The sequence below is a fragment of the Paraburkholderia nodosa DSM 21604 genome (genome assembly GCF_000519185.1).
Taxonomy (GTDB): Bacteria; Pseudomonadota; Gammaproteobacteria; order Burkholderiales; family Burkholderiaceae; genus Paraburkholderia; species Paraburkholderia nodosa.
On sequence record NZ_JAFA01000007.1, the window covers coordinates 23,875 to 36,370 of the forward strand.

12 protein-coding genes are annotated in these 12,496 nt (G+C 64.7%); 1 reads left to right on the top strand and 11 read right to left on the bottom strand.

All coding sequences use genetic code 11. The annotated features are described in order from the left end of the window. Positions 1–122 precede the first annotated feature (122 nt). From A3CW_RS0111725 to A3CW_RS0111775, 11 genes are all read right to left on the bottom strand, one after another. Entirely contained in the window at positions 123–911 is a 789-nt protein-coding gene (locus A3CW_RS0111725; RefSeq protein WP_051481441.1) for an autoinducer binding domain-containing protein, read from the bottom strand. A 356-nt stretch (positions 912–1,267) separates the two neighbouring features. After that, complete coding sequence (locus tag A3CW_RS0111730; RefSeq protein ID WP_028203747.1) at positions 1,268–2,194, bottom strand: 3-oxoacyl-[acyl-carrier-protein] synthase III C-terminal domain-containing protein; 927 nt, start codon at positions 2,192–2,194, stop codon at positions 1,268–1,270. Next, a complete protein-coding gene (locus tag A3CW_RS0111735; protein WP_028203748.1) occupies positions 2,191–3,252 on the bottom strand; it encodes a 3-oxoacyl-[acyl-carrier-protein] synthase III C-terminal domain-containing protein in 1,062 nt (353 codons plus the stop codon). The genes A3CW_RS0111730 and A3CW_RS0111735 overlap by 4 nt, the downstream gene beginning before the upstream one ends. Then, positions 3,249–3,857 (bottom strand): GNAT family N-acetyltransferase, encoded by a 609-nt coding sequence (locus A3CW_RS45990; RefSeq protein WP_035512841.1) that lies wholly within the window; start codon positions 3,855–3,857, stop codon positions 3,249–3,251. The genes A3CW_RS0111735 and A3CW_RS45990 overlap by 4 nt, the downstream gene beginning before the upstream one ends. Continuing rightward, positions 3,854–4,966, bottom strand: a complete 1,113-nt coding sequence (locus tag A3CW_RS0111745) for an acyl-CoA dehydrogenase family protein (RefSeq protein WP_028203749.1) — start codon at positions 4,964–4,966, stop codon at positions 3,854–3,856. Before A3CW_RS0111745 ends, A3CW_RS45990 begins: the two co-directional genes overlap by 4 nt. Before the next feature lie 24 nt (positions 4,967–4,990). Beyond that, the gene (locus A3CW_RS0111750) at positions 4,991–6,199 is read right to left on the bottom strand and encodes a pyridoxal-dependent decarboxylase, exosortase A system-associated (RefSeq protein WP_028203750.1); all 1,209 of its coding nucleotides are present in this window, start codon (positions 6,197–6,199) and stop codon (positions 4,991–4,993) included. After that, positions 6,196–7,809, bottom strand: coding sequence for an acyl-CoA ligase (AMP-forming), exosortase A system-associated (locus tag A3CW_RS0111755; RefSeq protein ID WP_028203751.1), 1,614 nt, complete (start codon positions 7,807–7,809; stop codon positions 6,196–6,198). The genes A3CW_RS0111750 and A3CW_RS0111755 overlap by 4 nt, the downstream gene beginning before the upstream one ends. A gap of 25 nt (positions 7,810–7,834) precedes the next feature. Further along, positions 7,835–8,782, bottom strand: coding sequence for a 3-oxoacyl-[acyl-carrier-protein] synthase III C-terminal domain-containing protein (locus A3CW_RS0111760; protein WP_028203752.1), 948 nt, complete (start codon positions 8,780–8,782; stop codon positions 7,835–7,837). After that, a complete protein-coding gene (locus A3CW_RS0111765) occupies positions 8,779–9,675 on the bottom strand; it encodes a 3-oxoacyl-[acyl-carrier-protein] synthase III C-terminal domain-containing protein (protein ID WP_245623613.1) in 897 nt (298 codons plus the stop codon). The genes A3CW_RS0111760 and A3CW_RS0111765 overlap by 4 nt, the downstream gene beginning before the upstream one ends. 121 nt (positions 9,676–9,796) lie before the next feature. Next, positions 9,797–10,078 carry an acyl carrier protein gene (locus tag A3CW_RS0111770; protein ID WP_028203754.1) on the bottom strand — a complete coding sequence of 94 codons (282 nt, stop codon included), beginning with the start codon at positions 10,076–10,078 and terminating at the stop codon, positions 9,797–9,799. Beyond that, a complete protein-coding gene (locus tag A3CW_RS0111775) occupies positions 10,065–11,390 on the bottom strand; it encodes an acyl-CoA dehydrogenase family protein (RefSeq protein WP_028203755.1) in 1,326 nt (441 codons plus the stop codon). Before A3CW_RS0111775 ends, A3CW_RS0111770 begins: the two co-directional genes overlap by 14 nt. 239 nt (positions 11,391–11,629) lie before the next feature. Here A3CW_RS0111775 and A3CW_RS45995 point away from each other — a divergent pair, with 239 nt between their 5' ends. Further along, the gene (locus tag A3CW_RS45995) at positions 11,630–12,496 is read left to right on the top strand and encodes a FadR/GntR family transcriptional regulator (protein ID WP_051481404.1); all 867 of its coding nucleotides are present in this window, start codon (positions 11,630–11,632) and stop codon (positions 12,494–12,496) included.

Here is a 12,496-nt window from a genome sequence, read left to right on the forward strand (position 1 = left end):
CCGCAAACCCGGAACTTTGGGAGGGTGTAGTGGCCGGCACGCGGGCAGGCAAGTGCAGTGGCCCTCGCCGCGTGTACGCGGCGATAAGTCGTCAGTGTGGTTGTGCCGGGTGAAGGCACAGCTCAGGGTTCGACGAGCCCCTGCACGGTGGCATTGACGGCGGCGGCCGTCCTGCCGTAGCAGTTGAGGGCTTTCATCGCTTCTTCGAGGTGGTAGTTCACGGTGTAGTGAGAGATGCCAAGAATAGTGGCGATTTCAGCCGACGTTTTTCCGCGTGCAACCCACGTCAGGCATTCACGCTGACGCGGTGTCAGGAAGTGCGATGCCTTTATTGATGGTTTGTGCGTGAGTCGATGCAGTTCGAAGTGAAACTGCGTGCTGGCAAGGTACGCCAGCCGCGAGTTAGCCACGTCGTTCACGCAATGCAGAGGGCCCGAGAGGTTGAACAGCAGAATGCTGCCGCCGGGCTGGTGAACGGGAATGCTGAGTCCGCCGGCCAGTCCGGCCTCCCGTGCTTCGTCGAGCACACGGCGCTCGGCCTTGCTCAAGCCGATGATGTCATGCCACCGGTAGGGGGCCGAATGGGTAAAGGCGGCCCGGTGAACGGGATCTGTGGACGCGTAGTCGCGGCGCTGGTAGTGACGGACCCATTCGTCGGGGTAGTGGGCGTGCACCATCTCGAGTGCGGTTCGCTGGTGACAGGCTGAACGGCTTCGGGCAACGCGGCTGATGACGTAATAGGGGAATCCGAGCGTATCGACCGCGTTGCCGAAAGAATCGACGAGGGTGGGTATGTCGGCGGCATATGCCAGACACATCAACGGTGCAGGCGTGGCAGCCTGAACGCGATCAGGCGTTGCGACGGGATGACGTGCGACCCCGTTCGAACGGCGTCGGGAGAGACGTTTCATGTTTGCTACCTCGGCGCCGCCCCACGGAGTCCGGAACACCAGGCGCGACATGAGAACGAAACCGCGGCACAACGACAGCGCGGTTCATACGACGCGCGTTTCCGGGAGGGAGGGGCCAGTCAGAGGTCCGCATACGATAGCCGGGATGCGGCATCCGGCGCGGCTAACCGGGTGGCATCCGCAGATGTTACCGTTAACCGTTTCGTACATAGTATAGTCGGCCAGCTAAAAATTCCACGGGTAGTGACGCCGATCGTGAACGGCGCGTTGGTTCCAGGGAACCCTGCCACGCTGCGTTGGGGCCGCGGCTACGTGCAAAGCCCGCTGTCGCCCTCGCAGTCAGACTCACCGTCACCTCAGGGGCACAGCAGTGCCGCTGCGGAAAACCCGCCGACGCCTCGTGCAAAGAGCAGGAGCGGCCTGCCGGGAACCAGTCCATCGCACTGCGCGAGATTGATGAACGCATCGCTGACGGTGACGTGGCCGATCCGGCCGAAATTCTGCGCGAACAAGCGGTTCCGCGGGATCCGAAGCGAATCGAGCAGGCGATACCACGCAGGCAGGTCCAGATGGTGGGGCAGGACAAGCTGGATATCGTCCAGTAACAAGTGCGCCTGCTGGAGCGCATGACGGATCAGGTTGCGTGCCGTAAGGAAGGACTGCGCGGCCAGACGAGGATCGTTGTTTGCCAGCACGCCTGGCCATCCCAGGCCGCTGGCGTGTGTCGCGATCGCAAGCAGGCGGTTCGCCACACCGCCGCGCTCGATGAATGCAGCAAAGGCACCATCACCGAGAATCCCCTCGCCCTGCATTAACCTTTCCGACTCGATCGGCATCGCATCGGCGCCGACAAGCAGCACCCGCTCCATAGACGGGCGGGCGATGAACATCGCGCGGATGATACGCAGTGCGCCAAGGGAGGATGCACAATGCTGCTGCGCGAACGAGAAGGCGTCGGCGTTGGCGAAACCGAACCGGTCACAGAGCAGGCCGGGCAGGGACTGCGGCGGCGGCGCAACGCTGCCCTGAAGCGTGTGCACGTAGACGAGGCCGTCCACTGTCTCGGGTGCGGCGCCGGAGGCGAGCAGGAGCCGCTGGATCGCACTGGCGGCGAGCCCGATTGCGGTCTGCCCATCCGCGTTGCGGAAGTGGCGCATCCCCGCCTGCTCCAGGTCCAGCGCGGTCGTGGTTTTCTGCCGGGTCCGCTTTGCCCAGCTGCGGACGTCGTCGACGCGATCGGGAAGATGAAAGGCGACGTGCGCTATGCCGAGATCGGGGATCATGGGACGCACCGGATGTCATCCTGCTGATGGAGGGAAGGTGCGCTGTGCGCCTTCAGCAGCGCCGTGCCCACAAAGCCGCCCATCCCGTAGCCCCACAGCAATATGCGGTGCGTGCAGCAATCGTTCGCGCGCCTGAACGCCTGTGCAAGGCGTACGAATGATTCGGCTGCGCCGAGATGAACGCAATCCTGATGGGGTGCTTCGGTCCCCGGCCGGCCGAGCCGCTCGCAGACTGCCGTCGAGAGCGATGAGATTGCCGGGTGCCCCACAACCGCGTCGATTTCATCGCGGTGAAGGCCGTGTCGTGCGAGGAGGCAATCGATCATCGATAGCAGGGTGAATGTCCGCGCATCGGCGGCGCCTGCCGCTGGATGCCTGATGCGAGCGGGAACGTGCCGGGTTGCGGCGTCGAGTAGCTGCAAGCCCGCTGTTGCGTGGCGGGTTCTCTCAACGAGGAGTGCAGCAGCGGCATCTCCGTGCACGATGTCAGGCCCGCATATTCTGGAAAACGGTGGACACCACTTTTCCGCCGCGACGATCAGTATCGTGTGCACGTCCGGTTCAGCAACGATCAGATCGGCCGCAAGCCGCAATGCAGTGAAGGGTGTCACGCCGTGCTGCTGGGAGACGGAAAAAGGAAAGCACGGTGTGCCGGTTTCCGCGCACAGCCGTCCGGCAATCGTGGTCGAAACGTGTTCATCCAGACTGCTGTGGCAGAACATCACGACGTCGACCGGGCGTGCGTCCCGCGCACGTGTGGCACCGATCGCCTTCGCCACTTTTGAGGCGAGTCCGGAAAGGTCGGTACCGGTTTCGACCGGTACCATACAGGTCATGTCCGGTGCTGCCAGACCGGGATTGGCAAGGCACGTACCAGCGGTTTCCTCACCCGGTGATGCCTCCAGCCAGTGTGCGTGGTCGGGATGCCAGGATCTCACCCAGGCATCCCAGCCGGCATGCCCGCTTGCACGCAGTGCTGAGTCCATCGCCGTCCATTGCGCCAGCGGTATCGCCTGTGGCACCCACGCCGTAACAGCGGTGATGACTGGCACGTTCATGCATCACCCCCAGGTGGGACGGGAGCGTTGGCGAGATCGGCGGGCAGCAGATCATGGAGGACGCGCCCAAACCGTGAACCCTGCACGACGTGGCAATCCCGCTGCAGCCCGATTGGGTGAAAGCCGATCCGCTCGAGCAGGCGCCGCGAGCGCACGTTGCATTCCACGGCCCACGCCGTGATGCAGTGCAGCCGGTCCGTGTCGAACGCTTCGCGCAGTAGCCCGATCGAGGCGAGAAACGTCATGTCGCGACAAGCGGCCCGCCGGCTGTCACGTAGTACCCAGAACGAGCCTGTGCCAAAGGCAGGCGCCAGATCGCTGAGCGCCACAAGGCCGCTTGCCGCTTCATGGCCGCTCGGCCCGAACACACGCAGGCGGTGCCGTTCGCTTTGCATCATGAGCCGCACGGCCAGCACGGGAAGCGTCTGGCGGCCCTGCCCAAAATCAAACCACTGGTTGATCTCCGGTTCGGCAAGCCAGGTTGCGACGTCGTCCACATCGTTGCTGTCAGGTTCGCGAAGCCAGCACGTACCGAAGGGTGCGCCGGTCTGGTCGGAGCCTTCAAGTCCGTGCGAGGGGACTTGCGCCGGCACGTCGCTGCTCACCGGGAAACTCCTGCTGGCAAATGGCCTGAGCCGGATGCGGTGAACGTGCGTAGCGCGGCCTCGACCTTCATCAACAGCGCCGCAAACCAGTGCATCGACATGAACCGTGCCGCAGGTGGCAGACCTTCCACAAAGCCGTGACCGCCGCACAGCTGGACAAGCTCTCGCGCAACATCCATGGCTTCAGCGCACACGTGGCGGGCCATCTGTGGCACGAGCGCGGTCTGCGCGTGGGTATCCTGCATTGTCACTGACCGGAGAAAGAGATGGGTGGTGTGCGCGGACACGAGCATGTCGGCGAGGCGGGCCGCGACAAGCTGATGGGCGATGATCGGCTTGCGGAACGTCTGTCGGGTCACGCTGTAGGCCAGGGCGAAGTTCACACTCTGCTGCACGGCGCCGCAAAGCAGCGTGCAGAGGTAGATGGCGGTGTCGATGAGCCACTGTCTTGCCGGATCACCGCCCTGGCTCACGCCCCCAGGCGCCAGCAGGATCGGGGTATCACCTGCAGGCCGGGCTGGGTATCGCTCGATGGATAGCGCACCGAGTACGGCAACAGGCGCAACCCCATGGCTATCCTGCCCGCCAGGGAGCCTGGCGAGGCAGAGCCGCGGCCCCTCGTCGTCCATACGGACCATCATGACCGGCGAGACGGGGTGGTGACGCAATACCCAGAGGCTCGAAGCATCGGCGTCAGGGATACCCAGTGCGATCGAGATCGTGCCGTCAAGGTAGTGCTGGATATCCCGATGAGGTAGCCGATCCAATGCATTGGACTTGCGCAGTGTCATCAGAGCGGGGCTGCTTAGGGTGAGCTCGGCGGCGCGTTCCAGCGGACCGGCTGCGAACTGTTCAATGACGAGTGACAGGTCGTGCTGGCTGACTTCCATGCCGCCCATCTCCCGCGGCAGGATCATGGTCGCGAGGTCGAGCGTCGCGGCGAGCCTGACCGTTTCGTTCCACAGGGAAGGGTCTGGCTGTTGCCCGAACAGTGGCTCGAGGCGTTCGTGCGCAAACTGTCGTGCGGCCGCACGTAACCCGCACTGATCGTCGCCGAGGGCCCACGACGCGGGTGTGAGACCCGCCGCGATGGATTCACGCGATGGCATGATGTTTCTCCGTATCTCGTAGCGTCATACGAGTATTTCGACGGGTTCGGGGTGACTCAGGAAATGCAGCGGACTCGCTGAGCGTCCATATGCGCCCGACTGTTTCACCACGACGAAATCGCCGATGTGGACTTCGGGAAGTTCAATGTCGTCCGCCAGGCGGTCGAGCGGCGTGCACAGGCAGCCCACCACGTGGCAGCGTTTGCGTGTTGCACCGTCGGGGCGATTTCCGATGACGACCGGAAAGTTGCGGCGAAGGATCTGGCCGAAGTTGCCGGAGGCAGCGAGGTGATGGTGCAGCCCGCCATCCGTGATGACGAACGTTTTGCCGCGCGAGATCTTGTGGTCGATCACGCGGCACACGTAGATGCCCGCCTCCCCGACCAGGTAACGCCCGAGTTCCAGGATGGGCGTGATTCCCGGCAGACGCTCGTACAGCTGTGGCAGCCAGTCGTGCATCGCCTCGCAGACTGCCTTGATATCGAGCGGTGTTTCGCCCGGGAAGTAAGGGATACCAAAGCCGCCGCCAAGGTTCACGAACCGCGGTGGTTTGGTCAACCCGCTCGCCAGCCGCAGGACGAGCTCAACGCTGTGTCGCTGGGCCTCGATGACCGTTGCTGCATGCAGACACTGCGAGCCCCAGAAGATGTGAAAGCCGGCGAGTGCGACTTCCCGCGCCTGGAGTTCATGCAGCAGCGCGGGCACCTGGTCCACATCGACGCCGAACGGCGCTGCACCGCCGCCCATGCGCATGCCGCTGTGTCCGACCTGGAAGTCGGGGTTGACGCGGATGGCCACGCTGGGCTGCACGCCGAGCTCCCAGCCGAGTGCGGTGACGAGCCGCAACTGGGTTTCCGATTCCACGTGCACGTTCACTCCGCAGGCGACGGCGCGCCGCAGGTCGTCATGAGACTTGCCTGGCCCGGCAAAGCCGATTGCGGCCGGGTTGGCGCCCGCATCGAGCGCGAGGGCCATCTCCTGTGCCGAGGCGACATCGAAACCGTCGACCCGCGCGGCGAGGTAGTGAACCACGGCGGGCATCGGATTCGCCTTGATCGAATAGTGCAGGGATATGCCGCAGGGCAGCAGGTTGCGCACTTCCTGGATGCGGGCGTCGATCGCGGAGCGGTCATACGCAAAAAAAGGTGTGCTCCCGGCCCGATCGGCCAGCTGTCTCACAGCTACGCCACCGAACTGCAACCCAGGAGGCCGTCGAATGAAAGTCAGGCTCACGATGCCTTCTCCCCCGAATGGCGCGCGAGCGAGGCAAATCCAGACTCGGCAACCTGGTTGCGCAGCGCCACCCGGTCAAACTTGCCGTTGGGATTGCGCTGAATCTCGGGACAACTGATGATTTCTCGCGGAGCCATGTAACGTGGCAGGCGCTGCGCACACCAGTTGCGCAGGTCATCGATATCCGAGTCACCGGCCAGGACGACGAGCAGCGTCACTGCTTCACCGAGCGTGTCATCGGGAATGCCCAGCGCGAGTGCTTCGGTGACGAGGCCGCTTGCGTGAGCCGTTTCCTCGATTTCCTCCGGACTGATCCGGTAGCCGGAACTCTTGATCTGGGCGTCGTTGCGGGCGATGAAGTAGAGAAAGCCTTCGCTGTCGCGCCGCACGAGGTCGCCGGACCAGACCGCCATATCACGCGGCGCACCGCCCGGCTTCATTTCGGGCGAGGGGCGAAAGCGTTGCGCAGTCCGTGCGGCATCGTTCCAGTAACCGAGTGTGACGCACGCGCCGACGTGTACCAGCTCGCCGGGTTCGTCGGGCGTGCAAGGCGTACCATCCGCTCGGACCACCAGGATCCGCGCATTGGGCACGGCCTTGCCGATCGAGTCAGGCCGCTGGTCGACCTGTGCGGGATCGAGCCAGGTGGAGCGGAATGCCTCGGTCAGCCCGTACATCAGGTAAGGCGCGGCACGGGGGAAGAGCGCCCTGAGCTTTTGCAGCACGGGCAACGGGAGGTGACCGCCAGTGTTCGCGAAGTAGCGCACTGCATTGCGCGGCCCGTCTGGCCACGTTGCGCCCGCGAGTTGCATCCACAGTGGCGGTACACCGGTGATGGCCGTGATGCTTTCGCGCTCGCATGCGAGAACGGCGTCCTGCGCTGTGAGGTAGTTCAGCAGGACGGCTGTTGCGCCAGCGGACCAGGCCGAGGTGAGCTGGCTCAGGCCGGCATCGAAGCTCAGTGGGAGCAGCGCAAGGATGCGCTCGGACGGCGTGTGACGCAGATACTGCGCGACGCTCCAGGCGCCCTCTAGCAGGTTCCGGTGACTGAGCATCACGCCCTTGGGCAGGCCTGTGGAGCCGGAGGTATAGAGCACGGCAACAAGGTCGGTGTCAATGCCCGGCGTGGACGATGCCGGCATCGAGGCGTTGCCGGGCGCGAGGTCCTGATCCGGCCAGCGATGCAGCCTGAGCGTTCCTGTGCCGCAGAACGCTGGCGGCGGCTCGTCTACCACGATCAGGTCGGATACTGGCGCAAGGCCTTCTGCAGCCTGCGAGCGGGCGCGCAAGGCAGAGGTCACAAGACACCGCGCACCGCTGTCGCGTAGCACGTGGGCCACCTGGTTGGGTTTCAGTAGCGGATTGACCGGGACGAACACGCAGCCTGCTGCGCAGGCACCGAGCATCGAGACGACGGTCTCGATTCGCTTGTCCAGAAAGATCGCAACGCGTTCTGCCGGAGCGATGCCGAGTGAGGACAAGGCATACCCGAACGCACGGCTGCGGTTTAGCAGTTCGAGATAGGACAGGCGGTCATCGCCGCACACGAGCGCCTGCGCGTCAGGTGTGTGGCACGCTGCGGACTGCACAAGGTCAAGGAGGTTTCTCATGGGTGGATTGCGACGAGGATGAGGGTCAATGGCGGATCACCATCGCGCCAAAGCAGCCGGCAAGTCCGCTGGAGAACAGCAGGGAGTGTGAGCCCGGTTGCGCGCGCGGCGCGGTGAGCAGGTTGATGAACGGGTCGGCGCCGAACACGTGGCCAAGGCGTGCGAAATTTGCCGTGAAAAGTCGCTCCTGCGGCACGCACAGCATGGCCATCAGACGCTGCCAGCCGCAGAGGTTGACGTGGTGAGGCAGGACATGGACGAGTTCACTGGCCGTCACGCCTGCCTGTCGCAGCGCCGTACGCATCGTCGTGAATGCCGACCAGTAGTAGTGGTCATCCGGCACGGGCTGAAGGTCGTCGTCTGTGCCGCGGTAGTAACGGCCGTCTGTATAGAGGTGTAGCCCCACGATGCCGTTGCAGCCGGCGCCGCGCTCGAGCAGGATTGCGCATGCGCCGTCGCTATGCAGCGCAAGCTCCGCGATAGCGCGTAAAGGGTCGCAGCCGGAGCCCATCACGTCCGAACAGACGACGATCGCGCGCCGGATGGGGCGACCTGCGACGGTGAGCACGCGAAGGACGCGGATCGCGGCCATTGGCGAGACACAGTTCTGCTGCATCACCGAGAACGCGAGGGCATGATCCAGTCCCATGCGGGACTGGATGAATGCCGCGGTACCGGCAGGCGGTGCCAGGACGCTGCTCTGGATGGTATGGGTGTAGACGAGCGCATCGATGCTTGCCGGTGTTGCGCCGGTGTCCTCGAGCAGGGCAGCAACCGCCTCACACGCGAAAGTCACGGGTGATGCCGACGCAGCGTCGTGGAACTGCTGCACGCCGTTGCGCAGCAGCGCGCTCGCGCGTGCCTCGGGAAATCCGCAGCGACAGGCCCAGGTATTCACATCAACCGTGCGCGCGGGCAGGCTGAACGCGATGCCGGATAGTGAGAGCCAGGAGCGGGTTGCCGGCGCGGTCATGACTGGCTCGCGCGGTATTGGAGGATCGCGCAGCCGGCCTGTCCCTGAAGGCCGGCCGACCACAGCAGGATGTGCTGTCCGTCTGACGGCGTGGCCGAGCGCAGCAGTGCGTCGAGCTGTGCTGGTGTGTCGGCGGCACACAGGTATCCGGTCTCATCCAGGTCCGGGAGCGACATCTGCCCGTCCGGGAGCCGGGCCTGCGCGCTGATGCTGCGTGCGAGCGTGGCGTCGATGCGCGCAGGCACGGTCCAGTCGATTACCCTGGGTGTCACGCCTGCCCGCGTACACGTTTGCCCGATGAGCTCGACCACGGCCGCTTCATCGACACAGGCATCGTGGGACGCCACGGGCGCCGAAGGCGTCCACACGTTGACCGCGAGCACATCCCACGCGGGACGAAGGCGTCGCCTGACCAGTACGGCAGCCGCACCGTCAGCCAATGTGGTTAGCGATCCGGCCAGCCGGGAAAAGGGTGGCAGCCAGCGTTCGGCGCCAACGATCAGTGCACAGCGCAAGTGCTCATCGCCAGCCATCATGTCGGACACCATCTGCAGCGCAAGAAAGAAGGAAACGCCCTGCAGCTGCCCAATCGCGAATGGCGCACCCGTCGAACCCAGTTCGCCGTGCAACCGACCCGCACACGAGAGCGCGAGGTCCTGCTCGAAACTTGTCGCACAGACGATGACCTGGTCCGGCGCGACGGTCTCCCTGTCTGGACACTGCCCGACAGCTTCGGCGGCTACCCTGGTTGCCATTTCCGAGAGGAGCAGCTGTGGCTCGCTGGCGACATGCAGCGGCATTGCGGTGCGTGCCACCGCCGACAGGTGTGCGACGGGATCTCGATCTGTGACCTCGCGGCTCCAGCGCAGCGTATCGGCATACACCGATCGCATGATGCTTTCCCGTGCGGATGAATGTGCGGCCGCCGGCGGGCGCAACTCGAGATCGGGCCGCACGCGCGCCTGTGGGACATACCGTGCCGTGGCCGCGATGCATGCCTGCCCGCGGACGGGGTCAGTTACGGCCGACATGGGATTCCACGAATGAGACGAGGTTGCCGAAACGCAGGAACAGGTCGGCGCAGAGGTCCTCCGGCGCGAGCGTGAAGGCGAAGCGCTGCTCGAGCTGCAGAAGCAGGTCTGTCATGTTCATGGAGTCGACACCAACGTCGAAGAGGTTCGTGTCGTCCGCGATCAGCTCGGCAGCCAGGGTGCTGCCGATAGCCGACAGCAGGCATGACCGGACGGTGGCTGCGAGTTCCTCGCGTCCGGGTCCGTGCGTGTCAGGCGTCGTCATGGGGTGTCTCCTGCCCGGATCGGTGGGCGGTGGCTTTGTCAGGCGAGAAGCCCGGTGATGAGTCAGGCGTGGCGGGGCAGTCGTAGGGCGCGTTCGTGATGTCCCAGGGGCGAGCCGTTGATCGCTGCGCTGCCCGCGCGATCATGAGCCGCTGCAGATCGCCGGTACCTTCCATGATGTCGAACGCCCTGGCGTCCCGGTAACCCTGCTCAAGTGACGGACAGGCAGCGAAACCCTCGATGCCGGCGAGATCCATCGCCGCGCGCGTCACCCGCGCGGCCACGCGCGAGGCAAACGCCTTGGTCATGGATGAGTCCAGCGAGGTTGCCATGCCACGATCTGCTTTCCACGCCGTGCAGTGGCAGAGCAGCCACGCGGCCGCAATCTGGCGGTCGATGTCGAGCAGGCGCATTTCCACGCTCGCCACACCGTGATGCCTGTTCGCGGGCGTGCCGCCTGCATCGAGCCAGGCGGCGAGCTCCGCGCGTACCCGCCGGCAGGTGCCGACCATGACAGCGGAAAGCAGTGGCCTGAAGTAGTCCCAGGAGCGTTGTGCGCCGGCGAACGCGTCGTCGAGTGGCTTTTCGTCGCCACGGGCAAGCAGTGCGTCGTCGGTTACTTCGCAGTCCGCGTAGGAGAGGACGGCAAGCTGCGTGGCGCGCAAGCCTGCCATGCGCTCAATGCGCGATACGGCGAATCCCGGCGAATTGCAGTCCACAACGAACGCACGGATACCGTAGCGGCCCATCTGCCGGTTGATCGTCGCAAACGTGATCACGCAGTCGGCGCGTGCGCCGTTCGTGATGAAGCATTTTGTGCCGTTCAGGACCCAGCCGCGGCCTGTCTTGCGCGCGCTGGTACGCATGGCGCTCGCGTCGGAGCCGCTGTCCGGCTCGGTGATGGCGAACGCGCCCCAGCGCGGTGCGCCCGACTGGAACCGCTGGAAGAACCGGGCCTGCTGTTGCGTCGAAGCGAGCGCAGCGACAGGCGGCATGGCGAGCCCAGGGCCTGGCAGCGCAAGGGCGAGGCTTGCATCGGCTTCGCCGAGACAGGCCATCAACGTTGCCTGCGCTACAAGGGACTCTAGAGTCGGGCAACCGCCGTAGCGGGTCGGCACGAGAATCATGTTCAGGGCGCTGACGTCAGCCGCACGCCAGGGAGGGCCGACGATCTGGCCGGTCGCGTCCGATTCGGGGCCAACGGTGCGCATGCGCCTGGCGAGCAGCTCGAGATCGAGTCCGCGATCTGCCAGCGCCGCACCGATGTCGTCGATGGTGTGAGTCTGCTGCGACGTCTGCTCATGGCTGGTCATGACACGTCCTTCAGGCGGGCGCATCTGCGCCTGGTCGCTACGATCACGCCAACCCGGAGGTCATGTTCGCGTGTCGTCTGGCAATGAGCGTAGGCACCGGGACGAGAGTCGTCACCTCCGAACACTGGGAGGTGTTGTATCGGGGGTGCGTTCGCGGGGATGTCATCGCAACTGCGCGACGCGGATGACCGATAATGGCGTTCAGACCGAACGATGAAGGCCAACTGCGGGTGTGACGTATGGCAGCGCGAAAACAGACGACAGGAGAAGAACCGGTGCCGCAACGGGATAAAGGGGGGCCCCGAACGACCAAGCGCGGAGACCAGGTGGCTGAGCTCATCAAGAGCTGGATTACCGATGGGAAGCTTCGGCCCGGAATGCGATTGAACAAGGAGGCCGAGCTGCAGGACATATTTAATGTCAGCCGAGGCTCGATACGCGATGCACTCAAGTCGCTGGAGGTGCAGGGCCTTGTGCGGCTGAGCACGGGACCGGACGGGGGAGCAACGATTACGCGTGTCCCCCTTGTGCGGGCGTTCCAGTCATTGCAGAACTACCTGTTTTTCGAGAGCCTCAGTCTTGAGGACATTTACGCCGTGCGGCGCGTGCTGGAGCCGTTACTGGCGGCAGGCGCAGTCGAGCACCTGACGGAGGCGGACCTGGACGCACTCGAGCGCAGTGTGGAGGTGTGCGAGCCGTTCGCCGCGAGCCATGAACGTGCGCTTGACCAGCGCCATGAGGACATCCGCTTTCATGACGTGCTGGCTGCAGCCAATCCGAACGCGTTTCTTCGGTGCATCTGTCAGATCATCAACCAGATGCTGCATAGCCTGGTCATCGTGGCAGGTAACGTGACACACGACGATTACCAGGCGTTTGGCCGGCAGACGGTCGCTGCTCACCGCGCAATCCTTGAGGCGGCACGGCGTCGGGATGCAGGGTCCGTAGGGGAGCTCATGGCGGCGCATATGGACGAAGCGGAAGGGCAGCTTCGGACAGTGCACGCAGCCTTGCGGCAAAAGCTGGTGCTGGACTCAGATCTTGATCTGCACACCAGGAAGCGGGGCACCGGAGATAAATCCGCACCCCGTACACGCAGGACGTAA

Excerpts from the sequence above, each read along its gene's own strand:
- A3CW_RS0111725 (WP_051481441.1), bottom strand. The coding sequence starts at position 911 with ATGAAACGTCTCTCCCGACGCCGTTCGAACGGGGTCGCACGTCATCCC.
- A3CW_RS0111730 (WP_028203747.1), bottom strand. The coding sequence starts at position 2,194 with ATGATCCCCGATCTCGGCATAGCGCACGTCGCCTTTCATCTTCCCGAT.
- A3CW_RS0111735 (WP_028203748.1), bottom strand. The coding sequence starts at position 3,252 with ATGAACGTGCCAGTCATCACCGCTGTTACGGCGTGGGTGCCACAGGCG.
- A3CW_RS0111745 (WP_028203749.1), bottom strand. The coding sequence starts at position 4,966 with ATGCCATCGCGTGAATCCATCGCGGCGGGTCTCACACCCGCGTCGTGG.
- A3CW_RS0111755 (WP_028203751.1), bottom strand. The coding sequence starts at position 7,809 with ATGAGAAACCTCCTTGACCTTGTGCAGTCCGCAGCGTGCCACACACCT.
- A3CW_RS0111760 (WP_028203752.1), bottom strand. The coding sequence starts at position 8,782 with ATGACCGCGCCGGCAACCCGCTCCTGGCTCTCACTATCCGGCATCGCG.
- A3CW_RS0111765 (WP_245623613.1), bottom strand. The coding sequence starts at position 9,675 with ATGCGATCGGTGTATGCCGATACGCTGCGCTGGAGCCGCGAGGTCACA.
- A3CW_RS0111770 (WP_028203754.1), bottom strand. The coding sequence starts at position 10,078 with ATGACGACGCCTGACACGCACGGACCCGGACGCGAGGAACTCGCAGCC.
- A3CW_RS0111775 (WP_028203755.1), bottom strand. The coding sequence starts at position 11,390 with ATGACCAGCCATGAGCAGACGTCGCAGCAGACTCACACCATCGACGAC.
- A3CW_RS45995 (WP_051481404.1), top strand. The coding sequence starts at position 11,630 with ATGGCAGCGCGAAAACAGACGACAGGAGAAGAACCGGTGCCGCAACGG.